Genomic DNA, 21,053 nt, shown 5'->3' on the forward strand with positions numbered 1-21,053 from the left:
AGATTAAAAGGATTAAAATAAAATCTGCGAAATCTGTGGGAGTAAATTTTCACGCAGATTTAAAAAAGATTTAAGCAGATTTTTTAAATTTTAATCTGCATAGATCTGCCAAAATCAGTAAAATCTGCGTGAAAAAAATTATAGAGAAAGCTTGGAAAATCCATTAAATCAATGAAATCTGTGGCAAAAAATAAACACACAGATTTGAAAATATAATTCGTGAATTCGTGGCTAAAAAAAAGCGCCAGAAGTAAATCCAGCGCTTTTAAGTTTTAAGAAGAGAATGAATTACATCATTCCTGGCATTCCGCCTCCCATTGGCATTCCGCCTCCAGCATTTTCTTCTTTAATATCAATTAATGCACATTCTGTAGTTAAGATCATTCCAGAAACAGATGCAGCGTTTTCAAGAGCTACACGAGTTACTTTTTTAGGATCGATAATTCCAGCAGTAAGCATGTCTACATATTCGTCAGTTTTAGCGTTGTATCCAAAATCACCTGAACCTTCAGAAACTTTAGCCACAACAACAGAACCTTCAAGACCAGCGTTTTCAACGATAGTTCTTAATGGAGCTTCAACCGCGCGAGAAACGATTTGGATTCCAGTAGCTTCGTCAGCGTTGTCTGCTTTTAAATCCGCTAAAGCAAGTTTAGCTCTTAATAAAGCAACACCACCACCAGCAACGATTCCTTCTTCTACAGCAGCACGAGTTGCGTGTAGAGCGTCATCAACTCTGTCTTTTTTCTCTTTCATTTCAACTTCAGAAGCTGCACCAACATAAAGAACTGCAACACCTCCAGCTAATTTAGCTAAACGCTCTTGTAATTTTTCTTTATCGTAATCAGAAGTAGTAGTTTCCATCTGACCTTTAATTTGGTTTACTCTGTTTTTGATGATATCAGCTTCACCAGCACCGCTTACGATAGTTGTATTATCTTTATCGATAGAAACTCTTTTTGCGTTTCCTAACATTTCGATAGTTGTATTTTCTAGCGTATAACCTCTTTCTTCAGAAATTACAGTTCCGCCAGTTAAGATTGCGATATCTTCTAACATTGCTTTTCTTCTGTCTCCGAAACCTGGAGCTTTTACAGCAGCAATTTTAAGCGCACCTCTTAATTTGTTTACTACTAATGTAGAAAGAGCTTCTCCGTCAACATCTTCAGCAATAATCAATAATGGTTTTCCTGATTGAGCAACTGGCTCTAAAACTGGTAGTAATTCTTTTAAAGAAGATACTTTTTTGTCGTATAATAAAATGTAAGGAGAATCTAATTCAACTTCCATTTTCTCTGGATTTGTTACGAAATAAGGAGAAAGGTATCCTCTGTCAAACTGCATTCCTTCAACAACGTCAACGAAAGTATCAGTTCCTTTAGCTTCTTCTACAGTGATAACACCTTCTTTTCCAACTTTAGCGAAAGCTGTAGCGATTAATTCACCAATAACTTCGTCATTGTTAGCAGAGATAGAAGCAATTTGTTTGATTTTATCAGAATCGCTTCCAACAACTTTAGCTTGTTTTGCTAAGTCAGCCACGATAGTTTCAACAGCTTTGTCGATACCACGTTTCAAGTCCATTGGGTTTGCACCCGCAGCAACGTTTTTAAGACCTTCTTTTACAATTGCTTGCGCTAAAACTGTAGCCGTTGTAGTTCCGTCTCCAGCTAAATCATTGGTTTTAGAAGCAACTTCTTTTACCATTTGCGCACCCATATTTTCTAGTGCGTCTTTTAATTCGATTTCTTTTGCAACAGAAACACCATCTTTAGTAACAGTTGGTCCACCAAATGATTTTCCGATAATTACGTTACGACCTTTTGGTCCAAGAGTTACTTTTACAGCATTTGCTAATGCATCAACACCACGTTTTAATCCGTCACGTGCTTCAATATCAAATTTTATATCTTTTGCCATTTTTTTATTTTTGTTTAAAGTTTGATTTGTTTCAAGTTAAATGAAGTTCTTAATACTTCGTACTTAATACAATATTTTTTAGATGATTGCTAAGATATCGTCTTCACGCATAATCAAATAATCAGTACCCTCTAATTTTAATTCAGTACCAGCATATTTACCGTAAAGAACAGTATCTCCAACTTTTACAGTCATTGTGTGATCTTTAGTTCCGTTTCCTACTGCAACTACAGTTCCTTTTTGTGGTTTCTCTTTGGCAGTATCTGGAATAAAAATACCTGAGGCAGTTTTAGTTTCAGCTGCAACAGGCTCGATAAGTACGCGGTCTGAAAGCGGTTTAATGTTTAAAGCCATGATTTTATATTATTATAAGTTATACGTTTTTTTTCTGTTCTATAAACTTTCAGAAACTATGCCATGCTAGAAAAACTGACATTATTTCTTAAAAAAAATGCCAGCTTTGACAGGCTGGCATTAGATTGTATATCGAGCTACTTTTTATTTTGCTGGTGCAGGTGTTGCAGGAGCAGGAGTAGTTCCTTGTGCTGGAGCTGCAGGTGCATTTACAGGAGCTTCAGTTTTATCAATGATTTTAGAATCTGTATCACTTAAAGATCCAGAGAAGCTTAAGCTAGAAAGTAAAATTAGCACAATTAAAACAGTAGCTAAAGTCCAAGTACTTTTATCTAAAAAGTCAGTTGTTTTTTGTACTCCACCTAACATCTGCGTTCCGCTGATAGTAGAAGACAATCCGCCTCCTTTAGGGTTTTGTACCATGATAACGATGATCAATAGAAAACAAACTATTGTAATTAAAACTAAAAAAATTGAAAATGTGCTCATTACTTAATTATTGTTATTGTTATTTTGTTGTAAAATCTTTATATCCGATATGCGGTCTGCAAAGAAAGTAATTTTTTCTGGATATTTCAAAATTAATATTTCATAAGCTTGAATTGCTTTTGTATATTTCTTTTGTTCCAGATATACTCTGGCCAGAGTCTCGGTCATTAAATACGAATTGTCCTCTATAACGGGCTCAATTTGAACTGTTGGAGTACTTGTTCCAGGTTTAATTGGAGAGATTTTCGGATTGGTTTCGATAAATTTATCGATAATTTCAGCCTTCTTTTGTCTCTCTTCTTCTTTAGCCGCTTCAATTTTAGCTTGTTCTTCTGGAGAAATTTCATTTGAGCGGTCAATTGGTTCTGTTCGAGACAATTGAAGCCATTCTTGAAATGAATGTTTTTCGCTAAGAGAAAAATCCAAAGGTTTTCCAATTTCTAAATGTTCTGCAGCTGTTCTAGCAGGCTCATTAGGCTCTTCCTCTTCGATTATTTCTTCAAGCGGCTCTTCATTTTCTTCTATGATTTGCTCTTCTTCTTTATCCTCAGATTTAAGAACTTCTAGGATTTCTGCTTTTGGTTCCTCAGGTGTTTTTGTTTCAGCTTCTTTAATCGAAGAAAGAATAGATCGTTCAACAGAGTTCATTTTAAATTCTGGAATAATCATTTCTTCAATTACGCTGTCGTCTTCATCTTCTTCAACAACATTTAGAGCAGGTTCTTCTACAATAGGATCTGCTTTTACTTCTTCAGTTTCTATAGGTTGTTCAGCGCTTTTGGCTTCTGCTTTTTTAATCGAACTTAAAATAGAGTTTTCGACACGCTCATTTTTAGGTTCTTCAGCTTTTACAGGTTCTGGTAGAGAAGGTGTTTCAGAGCCCTTTATCGAACTTAAAATGGAACTCTCTATACGATCAATTTTAGGTTCTTCAGTTTGTATTGATTCTGAAAACGGAGCTGTTTCAACTTCTTCTTCTATATTACCTGAAATAGTAAGTTCAACAGAATCAATTTTCTGTTCCTCTTCTATTGTAGGTTTTTCAAAAGTTACAGTTTGCGCTTCTTTTATGGCAGTAAAAGTAGATAAATCTATTTCTGGAAGAGGTTTTGGTTTTTCCTCTTCTATTATAGGTTTTTCAAAAGTTACATTTTGTGCTTCTTTTATCGCAAAAATAGAAAAATCTATTTCAGGAATTGGTTTTGGCTCTTCTTCCTTAATTGATGGCTTTTCAAAAGTTATTGTTTGAGCCTCTTTTATGGCAAGAAAAATAGAAGGATCTATTTCTGGAAATTTTTTAGGCTCTTCAACAATTACTGGTTCTTGAGCTTTTATTTCCTCAACTTTTACTGGTTCTTCAGTTTTTGCAAATTCTTCAACTTTTGCAGGCTGTACAACCGAAGGTGTTTCAATAACCGAAGGTTGAGTTTCTTTAATTGTATCTGAAACAGGTAGTTCTTCAATATCTGCTTTTACTTCAATTGCTTTTTGAATCTGCTCTGGTGAAATTATTTCACTGTCAAAAACAGTAATCTCGAGAAGATCTCTCAATTTCTGTTCGTAAAAATCATTTTGAATAGAGGTGAAAGCTTCAGATGTAATAAAATCAAATAAAACAGAACGATCAGCCGTGTATGCTGCTGTAACTTTCAAAGCATAATTATACTTAAAACTATTTTGATTGTAAAGTCCTTTTAATCGCAATGCGCGCGCACTTTGAAAATACGGAAATTCATTCAAAACACTTCCTAATGCGTCCGCCTGCTTTTCTGTAATAGCATCGGGTTTATTCATTAAGTAGGTATAATCGCTAACGTTCATTATTTGTTTTTTTGTTTGATCGGTTAATTGTTTATTTGTTTTTGCTTGTTTTATCGATTAAACGGTTTTATAGTTTAACGACTAAACAAACAGGTGAAACTACCATTTTGCCAATGATTGATTAAAGATATCTTGCGTGATTCTTTCAAAAATTACTCTGATTGCCTCGTTTAAAACAGACCCTGTTGGAAGATCACGTCCAGGGAAATCATAATAGAATTCAAAAGATTTTTCAAAATCGTCTGTTTCTTTCTTTTTGTTTGTAAAACGCACATTTACACGAATAGATAAACGGTTTTGTGCTGCCTGCTGATCTGCAGTTGCTGTCATTGGTGTAATTCGGTAATCTGTAATTTCACCTTCGTAAACCAAATCGCCACTATTGCTAACCAAGTTTAAGTTGGTCTGATTCATAATCAAATCCTGCAAAGCCAAAGTAAAAGTTCTATCGATTCCTGGTTCAATCAAATCTGCATTATTCTGAAAGAAGTTAACCTGAAATGTTTTGGCATCGATTTTTCCAGTTCCTGTAAAGTTGTAAACAGAACAGCCACTCAACATAAAAAGGCTTAATAGTGCGAAAAGAGAATATATTTTTTTCATAATGTGTATTAGTCAAATTCCAAATTCCAAATTTCGCCAAATATAGTAATTTGGGATTTGGGATTTAAAAATTGAGATTTATTATAGGTCGAATTGCTTGATTTTACGGTATAAAGTTCTTTCAGAGATACCTAATTCATCAGCAGCGGCTTTACGTTTTCCTTTATTTTTTTCTAATGATTTTTTGATCATTTCGATTTCTTTCTGCTCCAAACGTAAAATTTCTTCCTCCTCGATAGTTTCAGCAAATAAATAATTATCGTCTTGCATCTGATAATTATCTTCACGAACAACAGGAGAGGTCACAACAGCGGTTCTTGGCTCTTCTTCAAAATCAATCTCGCTATCATTTTGCTGATTTCCGTAAATTTTCTGGATCAAATTCGGGTTAATGTCTTGAACTTTAGAAGTCCCATTTTTCATCAATTCGAGAGTCAGTTTTTTCAAGTCGTTCAAATCGCTTCTCATATCAAAAAGCACTTTGTACAAAATATCTCTTTCGGTACTAAAATCACTTTCTTTTTTGCTGTCGTTAATAACTGAAGGTAAATTGCTTCCTTCGGCAGGCAAATAAGATTGTAAAGTAGCTAAGGTAATATCACGATTAGTTTCTAAAACTGAAATTTGTTCTGCCACATTTCGAAGCTGACGAATATTTCCGCTCCATCTGAATTTCTGCAAAAGCTGAACAGCATCATCATCCAGTCTTAAAGGAGGCATTTTGTATTTATGAGCAAAATCGGCTACAAACTTTCTAAACAACAAATGGATATCGTCGTTTCTTTCTCTTAATGGAGGTAAAGTAATTTCGACTGTGCTTAAACGATAATACAAATCTTCACGGAATTTACCTTTTTCAATAGCATTAAATAAATTCACGTTGGTTGCTGCAACAATTCTCACATTCGTTTTTTGAACCTGAGAAGATCCTACTTTTATAAATTCACCATTTTCCAAAACACGAAGTAATCTTACTTGAGTTGTTAATGGTAATTCTCCAACTTCATCAAGAAATATTGTTCCGCCATCAGCCACTTCAAAATAACCTTCACGCGTGCTTGTTGCGCCTGTAAAAGCTCCTTTTTCGTGACCAAAAAGTTCACTGTCAATAGTTCCTTCTGGAATTGCACCGCAGTTTACGGCAATATATTTACCATGCTTTCTGTGCGAAAGCGAATGTATAATTCTAGGAATATTTTCTTTACCAACACCACTTTCCCCAGTTACCATAACCGAAATATCAGTTGGAGCAACCTGAATGGCTTTTTCGATAGCACGATTTAATTTTGGATCATTACCAATAATCTCAAATCGCTGTTTTATTGCTTGAACTGTTTCCATATCGATTTTGTTTCAAGTTTTTTGTTTGTTTTAGGTTTTGCCTAAAACTTTGGCTTGTATTTTTGTTTGCCACGAATTTCTCGAATTTCTCGAATTTTTGAAATTGTGTCAATGAATAACTCTTTTGTGTTGTAATGTCTTTTTATTAAAATTAACGATAATTCCTAAATCACTATCAGCTAGCTTTAAATAATTTATTGTTTGAGCAGTATATTCATCAATGATTTCTTTTGATGCTTTTACTTCTAAAATGATTTCGTCATAGACAACAAAATCAGCAAAGAATTTATGTGCTAAGACAATTTCTTTATATTGAATGTTATATTCTTTTTCACGTTCGTAAGGAATACTATGTTTTCTAAATTCATATTCTAATGCATCTTTGTAAACAATTTCCAATAGGCCACCACCTAAAATTCTATGTACTTCCATACAAAGCCCAACAATTTTATAATATTCTTCTTTTCTATATAATTCCATGATTTGTTTTTAAAGCAAATCTATAGAAATTTTTGAAAGAAAATTCGTGTAAATTTGTGAAATTCGTGGCAAAAAAAATTAATTCATGCTACTCAAACCAACCGCTTCACCTTTTAAAGTTCCACTTGTACAGCTTGTGATTTTTACATTTACGAAATCTCCAATTTTATAATTCTCTTTTGGGAAAACAACCGTAATACTTTGAGAGTTTCTTCCAGAAAATTCGTCTTTTGATTTTTTAGAAACTTTCTCGACTAAAACTTCAACTGTTTTTCCAACAAATTCTTCGCTTCTAAACCAAGCATGTTTTTGTTGTAAATCAACGATTTCTTGTAATCTTCTTGCTTTAGTTTCTTCCTCCACATCATCTTTCATTTTTCTCCCTGCCAAAGTTCCAGGGCGCTCAGAATACGAATACATATAACCGAAATTATATTTTACATATTCCATCAAGCTCATTGTATCTTGGTGGTCTTCTTCAGTTTCTGTTGGGAAACCAGCAATCATATCTTGCGAAATCGAAGCATCAGGAATAATTGCCTTAATTTTATCAATCAAAGCCATATATTCTTCACGAGAATGCAGACGATTCATTTCTTTTAAAATTCTATTACTTCCAGATTGAACCGGTAAGTGAATATGTTTACAGATGTTTGGATATTTCGCAATAACATGCAGAATGCTTTCGTGCATATCTTGCGGATTAGAAGTCGAAAATCGAATACGCATTTTTGGAAAACCAACAGCAACCATTTCTAGCAATTGATCAAAATCAACCGCAGTTGCTTTCTGCATTTCAGAAGCGTTTATAAAATCCTTTTTCAAACCGCCGCCATACCAAAGGTAGCTGTCAACGTTTTGGCCTAAAAGAGTAACTTCTTTATAGCCTTTGTTCCATAAATCCTGAATTTCAACCATAATACTCTGTGGTTCACGACTGCGTTCGCGTCCGCGTGTAAAAGGCACAACACAGAACGTACACATATTATCGCATCCACGAGTAATCGAAACCAAAGCTGTAATTCCGTTACTCATTAAACGTACGGGTGAAATATCTCCATACGTTTCTTCTTTTGATAAAATTACATTAATGGCATCACGTCCTTCTTCAACTTCAGCCAATAAATTCGGAAGATCTTTATAAGCATCTGGACCAACAACTAAGTCAACGATTTTTTCTTCTTCTAGAAATTGGCTTTTCAAACGCTCCGCCATACAGCCCAAAACGCCTACCTTCATTTTTGGATTCGTGCGTTTTACTGCATTGTATTTCTCTAAACGCTTGCGAATAGTCTGTTCTGCTTTATCTCTAATAGAGCAAGTGTTCACCAAAACCAAATCGGCTTCTTCTAGAACAGAAGTAGTGTTATAACCTCCGTCAGACAAGATGGAAGCTACGACTTCACTGTCCGAAAAATTCATCGCACAACCGTAACTTTCTATAAATAGTTTTTTAGTATTCTCAGGTTTATTTTCCAAAACAAGACTTTCGCCCTGTTTGCTTTCTTCAATAATCTTTTCCATTGTAAAAATTCAAAGTGCAAAGATAGCGTAATTGAATCTAATATGACAAGATGTCAGATAAAGAATTAACAATGTTTTGAGAAATGTTGATTAATAGTATTTTATATTTCTCTTTTACGTTTTTACAATATTTTAGGAGCTATTTCCAGCTTTCCACTTCAAGTCCTCATAAAAAAAGCAAAGTTTCTAATGTTTCAAAAAGAGCTTCCTTTGGTCGCTTTTTTAAAACAAGAAACTTTTGCTTTTTTTACTCCGGGCTTTCCGTTGCAATCTGGGCTATCAGCTTATATGGTAGGAGAGTTATTTCTTCAGTATAAATTCAAATATTTCTTCAGTTATAATCTTTACGGTTTCATTTTTTGAAAAATCTTCCCAAGTAATCTCTTTGTTGATTGTTTTGTCTAAAATTATTTTACTTAAATAAGCTTTGTACTCACTTTTAAGTGATTTGGGGGTTTTTCCAGAAGATTCAAAAACATCGTTTAACTCAGATATTTTTAATGCTTTAAGATACTCTCCAATATATTTATCTTTATAGTTTTCAAGATTAGTTTTTGCAATTTTATTATTTATGGATTCTTGAACTGATATTTTTTCTTCTTCCTTTTTGATTTTATTTTTATTGCATAATTCAATCATCGTTTTTGACCATATTTCACCACTTAATAAGTTTTCGATTTCTCGATACGGACTCGTTGATTTGTATTTTAAATTTTCAGGATTTAATTCACAAAGTTCTTTATGTTTTTCATGTTTTTCTTCTTTTCCAGAATCATTATCAGCAAGAATGAAAATCTTATTATTTAAAGCAAAAGCTTTAATGTTGTCGTTTTCTTCATAACTAAATTCATAGTGTACTAAGTTTGATCCAGCATATTCAAGGAAGGCAAAGTCAATATCTTCACGTGGCATGGACTTTTTTTCAGAATTGCAATAAGCAATAAGAAAAGCTTTGATATAATTTCTATCTGATATACCTTCAACCCAAATACTTGAATTGGCAAGAAATACTGAAGAATTATTAACACCCAATTCTCTTATTATTTCATTGTTTCCTGCATTAACATTTTTGATTTGGAATTTACCATTTTCTTTTTTGGAAAATGAATAAACAGAAATATTGTCTTTTTCTATTGTTAAATCTAATAAATGATTAGAATGAGTAGCAATTACATAGGTTAGTTTTTTCTTCGTTAAGGCAGGGTTGTTTGTTATTTGTTCGAGGAATAATCGTTGCATTCCTGGGTGTAAATTCAATTCAGGCTCATCAATAAAAACCATTGTGTTTTCAGGAGCGATAAATATCGTATACATTAATATAATCAAAGATTGTATACCATCTCCTAGATCGTGGAGATAGTTGCTTTTGTCTTTTATATGAATATTGATAATTTCATTTTTATCATTGTTTTAATGTTTTTCATTAATGTTGAATTGTGCTACAATATCTATAGGTTCGCTATTAAAAAATTCTTTTCCTATGAATTTTTCAAACTCATCAAATCTTTTTCTCTCTTCTTTTAAGCCATTTCGAGCGTTAACAATTTGATTGTAGAGATCTAGTCCTGTAAAAGTGTATATTTTTTTTTCTGAAGACTCTTGTTTTTCTTTAATAGTTGGTTCTATACTTTTAAAAGAGCTTAAATTATAATTTTTTGTAATTGTATCTAAAAAAATATTTTTTTTAATCTTGCAGTAATCATTATTTCCAATTTCTTTTTCTTCAAAAAGAGAATGAGCTGTTCTAAGTGTTGGGATTAAATAATTTAATTTGGTTCCTATGATTTTAACTTTGTAAAAAGTAGTAATCTCTTCATTTAAAAAAATAGTTTCAGCTAGTAATTGTTTAAAGTTAGAAGGTATATTTACACGTATGTTGTACTTTGCATCAATATAATAATTTTGTATAGTGCTGAAATGTATCGCATGAAGGTCATTTAAAAGTTTTTTTTGATTTTCAAACTTTCCTATAAAGGTTGTTTTGAAATAGTCATCCTTTTGTAAGTCTAATGGTAATATTTCAAGCTTAAAATTTTCAGTAATAAACGGATGTATGGAACTTGAATATATGTTAGGATCTTTTATCCAGTCAATATTCAGATTTAATAGGCTTGTGTTGTAATTTTCAATTTTCTCCTCTAAAATATTCAAATCAAATATTCCAGAATTTGTATTTTGTTTCATCAATGCTCTTATAAATCTACTTTTTCCGCTATTGTTTGATCCAACAAAAATATTTATTGTATTAAAGTTTGGTAATATTTGAATAGATTCTTCTTCATTGAATAAAGAATAATCGTTAAAATCAAGTTGTTCTGACTTGTGTAATAAAAGGTCATATTTATTCATTGCTAGATGATTGAAATGTTTAAACTAAAAATGGAATTATTCTTTTAAGACATTCTAAACTTATAAAAAAAATATTATTTAATCTAGAATCTAAAATTAAAAGGGATTTCTTGGTTAAAAATCACTAAAAGTTATACCTATATATATTATCGAGATTATTACAGATAAATCTGCAATTTTAAGTTTCATAATATCAAAATACCTCAAAAATGCATTCGTAAGGTTAATATTTAAAAAAAATAAATACTTTTGTTGCAGAAAAATAGAGCAATGGCAAAGAATTTAGTAATAGTGGAGTCACCTGCAAAGGCGAAAACGATCGAGAAATTTCTTGGGAGTGATTTTCAGGTGGAGTCAAGTTATGGACACATAGCAGACTTACCATCAAAGGAAATAGGAGTAGATGTAGAAAATGGTTTTAAACCTAAATATGAAGTTTCTCCGGATAAAAAAGCCTTGGTAACGAAGCTGAAGTCACTTTCTAAAAATGCCGAAACGGTTTGGTTAGCATCCGATGAGGACCGCGAGGGAGAGGCTATTTCATGGCACTTGGCGGAAGAATTAAAGCTAGATAGAAAAAAGACCAAACGAATTGTTTTTCACGAGATCACAAAATCTGCGATTCTTAAGGCAATCGATAATCCAAGAGAAATTGATTATAATTTAGTAAACGCACAACAAGCACGTCGTGTTTTAGACCGTTTAGTGGGTTACGAATTATCTCCAGTTTTATGGAGAAAAATTAAAGGCGGACTTTCAGCTGGTCGTGTACAGTCAGTTTCTGTACGTTTAATTGTAGAAAGAGAACGCGAAATTCAAAACTTCAATGCAGTTGCAACGTACTCAATTGTTGCAGAATTTGTAAACGAAGCAGGAAAAGCTTTCAAAGCAAAACTTCCAAAAAACTTCAATACTAAAAAAGAAGCCGAAGATTTCTTAAATCAAAACATCGGTTCTAAATATAAGGTAGCTGATTTAGAAACTAAACCTACCAAAAAATCTCCAACAGCGCCTTTTACAACCTCTACATTGCAGCAAGAAGCAGCAAGAAAATTGTACTTGCCAGTTGGAATTACCATGCAATTAGCACAGCGTCTATACGAAGCGGGACTTATTACTTATATGAGAACCGACTCGGTAAACCTTTCTAAAGAAGCAATGGATGCTGCACAAGCAGAAATTATCAAATCTTACGGAAAAGAATTCTCTAAACCGAGAGTTTTTGCTAATAAAAGTAAAGGAGCACAAGAAGCGCACGAAGCAATTCGTCCGACTGATATGTCTCGTCACACCGTAAATATTGACCGTGACCAAGCTCGCTTATACGATTTGATCTGGAAAAGAACTTTGGCTTCGCAAATGAGCGACGCACAATTGGAAAGAACAAACGTAAAAATCGAAGCAGATAATCACAGCGAAATTTTTACAGCTTCTGGAGAAGTATTGCTTTTTGAAGGTTTCTTAAAGGTGTACTTAGAAGGTCATGATGATGATGAGGAAGAGCAAGAAGGAATGCTTCCGGCTTTAAAAGTAAACGAAAAACTGGCGAATAACTATATTACAGCCACAGAACGATATTCAAGACCACCTGCACGTTACACTGAGGCATCTTTGGTTAAAAAATTAGAGGAGCTTGGAATTGGTCGTCCATCTACATACGCACCAACTATTTCGACAATTATCAATAGAAATTACGTTGAAAAAGGAACTCTTGAGGGTGTAGAACGTAATTATACACAACTTACTTTGCAAAACAGTAAAGTAGGAGAGAAGCTTCTGAAAGAAAATACAGGTTCTGATAAAGGAAAATTGGTTCCAACAGATATCGGAACTATTGTTACAGATTTCTTAGTGAAGAATTTCGGAAACATTCTAGATTATAATTTCACTGCAAAAGTTGAGCAAGATTTTGACGAAATCGCCGAAGGAAATATTGACTGGGCAAAAATGATGCAGGATTTCTACAACAAATTCCACCCAAATGTAAAAGAAGTTGAAGCAAATGCTGAACGCGAAAGTGGTGAAAGAATTCTAGGAAAAGATGCAGACGGAAGACAAGTTTCTGTTCGTTTAGGAAAATTTGGGCCAATGGCTCAAATTGGAGAAGCAGACGATGAAGATAAAAAGTTTGCTAGCTTAATGGCAGATCAGAATATTGGAAATATAACATTAGAAGAAGCTTTGAATTTGTTCTTGCTTCCAAAAAGTTTAGGTGAATATAAAGGAGAAGAAGTGGAAGTGAGCAATGGCCGTTACGGTCCTTACGTTCGTCACGGAAGCGTTTTTATTTCACTGCCTAGAGGAGAAGATCCGCTAAGTGTTTCTAAAGAAAGAGCTCAGGAATTAATTGACGAAAAAGCACTTGCTGATGCTCCAATTGCAGTTTATAAAGGAGAAGCTGTTCAAAAAGGAGTGGGACGTTTTGGACCATTCATTAAATGGAACGGACTTTTTGTAAACGTAAGTAAGAAATACAATTTTGATAATCTTTCTCAAGCTGATGTTGAAGAGTTGATCGAAGATAAACTTCAGAAAAACATTGATAAGGTTATCCATAATTGGGAAGAAGAAGGAATTGTAGTAGAAAAAGCCCGTTGGGGACGCTCTGTGATTCTGAAAGGAAAAATCAAAATTGAATTAAGTAAAGATGTTGATGCAACGAAATTAACATTGGCTCAAGTTCAAGAAATGATCGCGGCAAAAACACCAGCAAAGAAAACTGCTGCTAAAAAAACAACAACGGCTAAAAAAGCTCCAGCTAAAAAAACAGCTGCTAAAAAGAAATAAGTATAAATGGAATTTGATTTTCTAGAACCAGTTAATGACGCAATTGTAAAATTCGTCGGCGCACTGTCTTCACAAGAGCTTGGAAGCAAAGTTGTCTTTCATACCCAAGATCAGTTTCCTGATATTGCACAGATTAATATTGCTATAATTGGTGTTTTAGAAGACCGTACAAATATCAATATGATTAACGAAGTTAATCTTTCTGCTGTACGTAAAAAGCTTTACGGAATGTTTCCTGGCAACTGGGATGCTTCAATTGCAGACCTTGGAGATATACTTGCAGGCGATTCTGTAGAGGATACTTATTATGCATTAAAGAAGGTTACGGCAGCATTAATTAAGAATAAAGTCATTCCTATAGTCCTGGGAGGTTCTCAGGATTTGACCTATGCTTTGTATCGTGCTTACGATGATTTAGAGCAAATGGTAAATTTGGTTGCAGTTGATAATAGATTTGATTTTGGTAAGGAAAATGAATCAGTTTCGGCTAATTCGTACCTGACAAAAATTATTATTGATGAGCCAAATAACCTTTTCAATTACTGTAATATAGGGTATCAGACCTATTATAATTCGCAAGAAGAAATTGACTTAATCGAAAAGTTATTCTTTGATGCATATCGTTTGGGCGAAATTTCAAACAAAATCACTTTGGCTGAGCCGGTTTTCAGAGATGCAGACTTGGTTAGTATTGATTTGAATTCTGTAAAGTCTTCTGCTTCAGCAAACATGGTTACTTTTGAGCCAAACGGATTTAATGGAAAAGAAATTTGTGCTTTAGCAAGATATGCTGGTATTAGTGATAAAGTTTCTTCATTTGGAATATTTAATCATAACAGTACAACGGCGGAGTCGGCTATTATTGCGCAAATTGTTTGGTATTTTATTGAAGGCTATCACTATCGCTCAAAAGAATATCCATTTGGAAGCCGAGCAAACTATTTAAAGTATATAGTTCCGCTGGATGATGAAGAATTGATATTCTATAAAAGCGATAAAACAGATCGTTGGTGGATAGAAATTCCATTTGAATCAAACGGCAACAATAAATTGAAAAGAAATACGTTATTACCGTGTTCTTACGACGAATATTTGTCGGCTTGCAATCAAGAATTGCCAGAAAGATGGTGGAAAGCGCAACGAAAAAACGCTTTGTAGTTCGAAAATTTAAGCGAAATCTTAAATTTTTAAAACTTGTTTAAAATAGTTAAAATTAATTAGTAAGAAAATATGTATAATATATAAAAATTAACGTTTTACATCGATTTTTTAGAACAGTTTATCGATAAAATATTTTTTTTTTATTTTATTTAACATTATTTTTGAACGGTAAAATAAATTCGCAAGTAGTATTGTTTTTTAGATAAATAATAAATACGTTTACGGACTTTTAATAATGAATAGATAATCCCAAATTTATATGAAGAAGTTTATTGCATTTGCAGCAATGTTAACACTAGTAATCGGCTGTGGTAAGTCAGGTGACAAAGGTGAATTAGTTGGTGTTACAGGAGGGAAATGGCATCCCGAGAAGCCTTATGGAATGACATTAGTTCCGGGCGGATCTTTTATTATGGGTAAATCAGATGCTGATTTAGCTAACGTAGAAGATGCTCCAACTAAAACTGTAACCGTGCGTTCATTCTATATGGATGAAACAGAAATTACAAATAGTGAATATCGTCAATTCGTAGAATGGGTGAAAGATTCTACAATGAGAGTTCGTTTAGCAATCTTAGCAGATGAAACTGGACAGAAAGCTACTGATGGAAAAGGTAAAAAAGGCGGAAGCATTGCTGATTACGCTTTTAATGATTCTGATCCAGAAAAAATGACAGCTTATGATAAATATATGTATGACAACTATTATAGTGTTGGTACAAAAGATGATCCATATGCTGGAAGAAAATTAAACAGAAAAGTTAAGTTAATCAAAGATACAAAAGCATATCCAGACGAGTATTACGCTGAAGTAATGGATTCTATGTATTTGCCAATTGAAGAATCATACAATGGTTTAAGAACAATTGATGTGAATAAATTGAAATTCCGTTATTCTTGGATGGATATTCAAGCTGCTGCAAAAGCTAAAGTTGGAAAAAGAAGTGACTTCGTAAAAACAGAACAGGTAAATGTTTATCCTGATACTGCAGTTTGGATCAAAGATTTCGCATACTCATATAATGAGCCAATGCACAACGATTATTTCTGGCACAAAGCTTATGGAGATTATCCTGTAGTTGGTGTTACTTGGAAACAAGCTAAAGCATTCTGTGCTTGGAGAACTTTAAACAAAAACAGTTATATTAAATCTAAGAAAAAAGGACGTGATCTTGTAAACTCTTTCAGATTACCAACTGAGGCAGAGTGGGAATACGCTGCTAGAGGAGGTCTGGAATCTGCTACTTACCCTTGGGGAGGTCCTTATACTAAAAGTGATAGAGGTTGTTTCTTAGCAAACTTTAAACCAAGTAGAGGAGATTATGCTGCTGATGAAGCTTTATATACAGTAGAAGCAAAATCATATGACGTAAATGGTTATGGATTATACAATATGGCAGGAAACGTTTCAGAGTGGACAGATTCAGCTTACAATCCAAACGCATACGAATATGTTTCTACAATGAATCCAAACGTAATTGATGGTAAAAATCAAAGAAAAGTTGTTCGTGGAGGTTCTTGGAAAGACGTTGCTTATTTCCTACAGGTAAGTACTCGTGACCACGAATATGCTGATTCTGCTAGAAGTTATATCGGATTCAGAACTGTACAAGATTACATGGGTACTCAAGTTACAGGAAACAGAAAAAAGTAATTTTATAATTTTATCAATATCCAACAAATCTATTTTAAACCTAAAAAAAAAGTATTATGGCATTATTAAGTAAAAAAGCAATGAATTTCGCTTATGGTATGGGAGCGGCAGTGGTAATCGTTGGAGCGTTATTCAAAATTACTCACTTTGAGATTGGACCATTAACAGGTACAGTTATGCTTTCAGTAGGATTAGTTACTGAGGCGTTAATTTTTGCGCTTTCTGCTTTCGAACCAGTTGAAGAAGAACTAGATTGGACTCTAGTTTACCCAGAATTAGCTAATGGACAAGCAAGAGAGAAAAAAGCTAAACCTGAATCTGCAACTGATGCTCAAGGATTATTATCTCAAAAATTAGACACATTATTAAAAGAAGCTAAAATTGACGGTGAATTAATGTCAAGTTTAGGAAACAGCATCAAAAATTTCGAATCTGCTGCTAAAGGAATTGCTCCAACTGTAGATTCAATCGCTGGACAAAAGAAATATTCTGATGAATTAACTTTGGCTGCTACTCAAATGGAATCATTAAACGGTTTGTACAAAGTACAATTGGAAAGTGCTTCTAGAAATGCTGAGGCTAACAAAGAAATTGCTGAAAACGCTACAAAATTAAAAGAACAAATGGCTTCTATGACAGCAAACATTGCTTCTTTAAACAGTGTTTACGGTGGTATGCTTTCTGCAATGAGTAACAAAGGATAATTAGTTTTTAACTAAATATTAAATTTATTAATAAGAACTAATTAAAGAAAAATGGCAGGAGGAAAATTAACCCCTAGACAGAAGATGATTAACCTGATGTACCTGGTTTTCATCGCAATGTTAGCAATGAACGTATCAAAAGAAGTAATTTCTGCTTTTGGTTTGATGAATGAAAAATTCGAAGGTGCAAACACTAGTTCTATAGAGTCAAACGCTGGTTTATTAAGCTCTTTAGATCAAAAAGCTGCTGAAGCAAAAGGAGAATTTGCTATTGCTGCAGTAACAGCTCACAAAGTTGAAACAATTACAAAAGATTTTTATGATTATATAGCTACTCTAAAAGCTCAGGCAGTTAAAGGTTTCGAAGTTGATAAAGCAACAGGAAAAATGCCTTACGAGTCTATGGATAGAGGAGATAATATCGACGACTGGTTTACAGGAGACGGTTACACTAAAAAAGGTAACGAAATTATATCTAAAATCGAAAAATATAAAGCTGATATTAAAGCGGCTTTAGGAACAGACAAAAAATACGCGTCAATCATTTCTGAGGTTGAAAAGAAATTTGATGTTTCTGATGTTAAAAACAAAGAAGGGATTAAAGAAAAATACTTAGCGTACCACTTTAAAGGATTCCCTGCAATTGCTACAGCTGCAAAACTTTCAGCTTGGCAGAATGACGTTAAAAAAGTTGAAACAGACGTTTACAACAGTGCTTTAGGTAAAGCTGCAGTTGCAGCTGCTTCTTACAGCAACTACCAAGCAATCGTTGTTTTAGATAAAAATGCTTATTTCCAAGGAGAAAAAGTTACAGGTAAAGTTGTTTTGGGTCGTTATGATGAAAATACTACACCAACTTCTTTTCAAGGTCCAGGACAAATTGTGAACGGACAAGCTGTTATCTCTTTAACTGCAGGTGGAGTTGGAGAACAAGACATCAACGGACAATTTACTTTCTTAGAGGATGGAAAAAATATTCCTTTAAAATTCTCTGGAAAATATGTTGTAGTTCCAAGACCAAACGCTGCTACAATTTCTGCAGACAAAATGAACGTAGTATATAGAGGAGTTGTTAACCCAATCTCTGTATCTTTTGCTGGTGTTGATGCAAACAAAATTGTTGCAAGTGCTCCAGGTTTAGCTTCTGCTGGAAAACCAGGAAAATATAACATGAGCCCAGGTCAAGGTACTGAAACTACAATTTCTGTAACAGGTACTTTACCAAACGGTGACAAAGTAACTGATAAGAAAACATTCAGAATTAAAGGTATTCCTGGTCCAACAGGAACAATTAGAGGTGAGATGGGAGTTGTTAAAGGTCCTAAATCTAACTTAGAGATTGCTACTATTGGCGCTAAACTTCTTGATTTTGATTTTGAAGTTGGTTTAGATGTTGTTGGATTCAATATGAAAATTGCTGGACAACCTACAGTTGTTGTTACAGGAAACAAAATGAATGCACAATGTAAACAAGTACTTTCAAGAGCAGGTAAAGGAGACCAAGTTACTATTTCTGAAATTAAAACTAAACTTGTTGGAGCTGGTAGTTATTTATTACCAAGAACTGCTCCTGTAATTTACGAAATACAATAATAAAGTAGTGTAAGCTACATTCAATATCTTATAACGATACCACGATGAAAGTAAGAAATTTTTTAATAGCTATTGTTTCTATCGCTGGAGGTTTTGCTTCTAATGCGCAATCTAATTTGCTAAACGCTAAAACTCCTGCTCAGATTGGACTTAAAACTCCTGCTCAATTAATATCTGATAATGATAAGCCATTGGCTTATGGTTATGTAGATGATAGAGATATCTTGATGGGAAAAACAACATGGGAGATCATTGATTTAAATGAAAAAATCAACTTTCCATTATATTTTCCAGTAGATACAGCTAATATTGGTCCTAACAGACGTTCTCTTTATGACGTTTTAACTAAAGCTATTAAAGGTGGAAAAGTTACCGAAGTTTATACTGACAGTTATTTCAATACTAAAAAATCTATGAAGGACATCGAGGGCTCATTATCTCGTATTGATACAACAGATGCAGGTAGAGAGTTAATTAACCAATATCCAGATGACTATAAATCACGTGTTGTGAAGAAAAAAGTTGTTTCAGGTAAAGGTAAAAATAAATCAGTTTCTTATGTTGAAGAGACAGTTGGGCCAACAAGAACTGTTCCTGCTGAATATATCTTAAAACAAGATCTTACTGCTGCAGATGTTACTCAGTATAAAATTAAAGGATACTGGTATTTTGATAAACGTCAAAGTGAATTAAAATATCGTTTACTAGGAATTTGTCCTGTAACTCCAGACGTTTATACAATGAATAGTGATGAAAAGGATTATATTGAATTGTTTTGGGTATTCTTCCCAAATGCCAGAGAAGCATTGCATGAAGCAAAAGCTTTCAATGACAACAACTCAGCTCTTCCAATTTCATTCGATCAGATTTTAAATTCAAGACGTTTTAATGCTGTTGTTTACAAAGAAGAAAATCTTTATGGAGACAGAGCAATTAGCGATTATATGAAAGACAACGCACAAAATCAGTTGTTGGAATCTGAAAGAGTGAAAGAAAAAATTCGCAACTTCGAACAAGATATGTGGAACTATTAAGTTGATACATAGCATGATAATTAAAAAACTCTTACTACCTTTGTAGTAAGAGTTTTTTTTTATGTCAATATGTTAATATGTTAATATAGCTGCCTAATGTAGGTAAGATATATTATTTTATATTTATGTAAGAAAAATAACAATATTTATGATAAAATTTCGTTTAATGTCTTGTAAAAATTATCATGATGAAAGTAAGAAATTTATTAATCGCTATTGTTACTGTTCTTGGAGGCATATCTTCTAATGCTCAGTCTAATTTACTTAATGCCAAAACTGCTGATCAGATAGGGTATAAGACACCCGCTCAAATGATATCTGATAATGATAAACCTCTAGCGTATGGTTATGTTGATGATCGAGATGTTTTGATGGGAAAGATGGTTTGGGAAATTATAGATTTAAATGAAAAGATAAATTTTCCGTTATATTTTCCGGTTGATACGGCCAATATTGGTCCAGATAGACGTTCGCTTTATGATATTCTAACCAAAGCAATGAGAAACGGTAAAATAACAGAAGTTTATACAGACAGTTATTTTAATACAAAAAAGACTTTAAAAGACATTCAAGGATCTTTGTCTCGTGTTGATACAACAGATGCGGGTAGAGAACTTATTAATCAATATCCTGATGATTATAGAACGCGTGTTGTTAAGAAGAAAGTGGTTACAGGTTCTGGAAAAAATAAGAAAGTCAATTATGTAGACCAAACGGTAGGACCAACTAGAACAGTTCCGGCCGAATATATTTTGAAGCAAGATCTTACGGCGGCTGATGTAAGTCAATATAAAATTAAAGGATTTTGGTATTTTGATAAGAGGGAAAGTGCATTAAAATATCGCCTTCTGGGAATTTGCCCAGTAACGCCCGATGTTTATACTATGAATAGTGATGAAAAAGATTATATTGAGCTATTCTGGGTTTTCTTTCCCAATGCCCGAGAAGTACTGCATGAAGGAAAAGCTTTTAATGAACAGAATTCCGCCTTGCCGATTTCCTTTGATCAGATTTTAAATTCAAGACATTTTAATGCTGTGATATATAAAGAAGAAAACGTCTATGGCGATCGTGAGATTAAAGATTATATTAGAGATAATGCACAAAGCCAATTGCTAGAATCTGAAAGAGTAAAAGAGAAGATTCGTAATTTTGAAGAAGATATGTGGAATTACTAAGTTCATAAACTCATAATAAGAAAAACTCTTGCTACCTTTGTAGTTAGAGTTTTTTTTATTT

16 protein-coding genes and 1 pseudogene are annotated in these 21,053 nt (G+C 33.4%); 7 read left to right on the plus strand and 10 right to left on the minus strand.

All coding sequences use genetic code 11. The features are described 5' to 3' along the window. Positions 1-288: 288 nt before the first annotated feature. From groL to BSF41_RS06095, 10 genes and pseudogenes are all read right to left on the minus strand, one after another. Positions 289-1,920, minus strand: coding sequence for a chaperonin GroEL (gene groL / locus BSF41_RS06050; protein WP_095928620.1), 1,632 nt, complete (start codon positions 1,918-1,920; stop codon positions 289-291). Positions 1,921-1,998: 78 nt separating this feature from the next. Further along, the gene (gene groES, locus BSF41_RS06055) at positions 1,999-2,274 is read right to left on the minus strand and encodes a co-chaperone GroES (protein WP_008467105.1); all 276 of its coding nucleotides are present in this window, start codon (positions 2,272-2,274) and stop codon (positions 1,999-2,001) included. Positions 2,275-2,418: 144 nt separating this feature from the next. After that, positions 2,419-2,763, minus strand: coding sequence for a preprotein translocase subunit SecG (gene secG, locus BSF41_RS06060; protein WP_095928621.1), 345 nt, complete (start codon positions 2,761-2,763; stop codon positions 2,419-2,421). Positions 2,764-2,766: 3 nt separating this feature from the next. Next, positions 2,767-4,584, minus strand: a complete 1,818-nt coding sequence (locus BSF41_RS23880) for a tetratricopeptide repeat protein (protein ID WP_216359039.1) — start codon at positions 4,582-4,584, stop codon at positions 2,767-2,769. A 99-nt stretch (positions 4,585-4,683) separates the two neighbouring features. Then, complete coding sequence (locus BSF41_RS06070; RefSeq protein WP_095928622.1) at positions 4,684-5,187, minus strand: LptE family protein; 504 nt, start codon at positions 5,185-5,187, stop codon at positions 4,684-4,686. A gap of 81 nt (positions 5,188-5,268) precedes the next feature. After that, the gene (locus tag BSF41_RS06075) at positions 5,269-6,528 is read right to left on the minus strand and encodes a sigma-54-dependent Fis family transcriptional regulator (protein ID WP_095928623.1); all 1,260 of its coding nucleotides are present in this window, start codon (positions 6,526-6,528) and stop codon (positions 5,269-5,271) included. A 108-nt stretch (positions 6,529-6,636) separates the two neighbouring features. Then, a complete protein-coding gene (locus BSF41_RS06080; protein WP_095928624.1) occupies positions 6,637-7,008 on the minus strand; it encodes a GxxExxY protein in 372 nt (123 codons plus the stop codon). A gap of 78 nt (positions 7,009-7,086) precedes the next feature. Further along, entirely contained in the window at positions 7,087-8,532 is a 1,446-nt protein-coding gene (gene miaB, locus BSF41_RS06085) for a tRNA (N6-isopentenyl adenosine(37)-C2)-methylthiotransferase MiaB (protein ID WP_095928625.1), read from the minus strand. Between the two features lie 300 nt (positions 8,533-8,832). Beyond that, positions 8,833-9,927: pseudogene (locus tag BSF41_RS06090) on the minus strand (ATP-dependent endonuclease); the annotation flags it as partial. 15 nt (positions 9,928-9,942) lie between these two features. Next, positions 9,943-10,881 (minus strand): hypothetical protein, encoded by a 939-nt coding sequence (locus tag BSF41_RS06095; protein ID WP_095928627.1) that lies wholly within the window; start codon positions 10,879-10,881, stop codon positions 9,943-9,945. Positions 10,882-11,151: 270 nt separating this feature from the next. Here BSF41_RS06095 and topA point away from each other — a divergent pair, with 270 nt between their 5' ends. The 7 genes from topA (at position 11,152) to gldN (BSF41_RS06130) (ending at position 20,992) form a co-directional block, all read left to right on the plus strand. Beyond that, the gene (gene topA / locus BSF41_RS06100) at positions 11,152-13,668 is read left to right on the plus strand and encodes a type I DNA topoisomerase (RefSeq protein WP_095928628.1); all 2,517 of its coding nucleotides are present in this window, start codon (positions 11,152-11,154) and stop codon (positions 13,666-13,668) included. 6 nt (positions 13,669-13,674) lie between these two features. Then, entirely contained in the window at positions 13,675-14,826 is a 1,152-nt protein-coding gene (locus BSF41_RS06105) for a formimidoylglutamase (protein WP_095928629.1), read from the plus strand. A 262-nt stretch (positions 14,827-15,088) separates the two neighbouring features. Next, positions 15,089-16,483, plus strand: coding sequence for a gliding motility lipoprotein GldK (gldK, locus tag BSF41_RS06110; RefSeq protein WP_095928630.1), 1,395 nt, complete (start codon positions 15,089-15,091; stop codon positions 16,481-16,483). Positions 16,484-16,539: 56 nt separating this feature from the next. Next, positions 16,540-17,187, plus strand: a complete 648-nt coding sequence (gldL, locus tag BSF41_RS06115; RefSeq protein WP_095928631.1) for a gliding motility protein GldL — start codon at positions 16,540-16,542, stop codon at positions 17,185-17,187. Between the two features lie 51 nt (positions 17,188-17,238). Continuing rightward, a complete protein-coding gene (gene gldM, locus BSF41_RS06120) occupies positions 17,239-18,780 on the plus strand; it encodes a gliding motility protein GldM (protein WP_095928632.1) in 1,542 nt (513 codons plus the stop codon). Positions 18,781-18,824: 44 nt separating this feature from the next. Further along, on the plus strand, positions 18,825-19,814 hold the full coding sequence (gldN, locus tag BSF41_RS06125) for a gliding motility protein GldN (protein WP_095928633.1): 990 nt from the start codon (positions 18,825-18,827) through the stop codon (positions 19,812-19,814). 188 nt (positions 19,815-20,002) lie between these two features. After that, entirely contained in the window at positions 20,003-20,992 is a 990-nt protein-coding gene (gene gldN, locus BSF41_RS06130) for a gliding motility protein GldN (protein WP_095928634.1), read from the plus strand. Positions 20,993-21,053 lie beyond the last annotated feature (61 nt).

This window comes from Flavobacterium sp. ACN2, from assembly GCF_002303885.1.
GTDB lineage: Bacteria > Bacteroidota > Bacteroidia > Flavobacteriales > Flavobacteriaceae > Flavobacterium.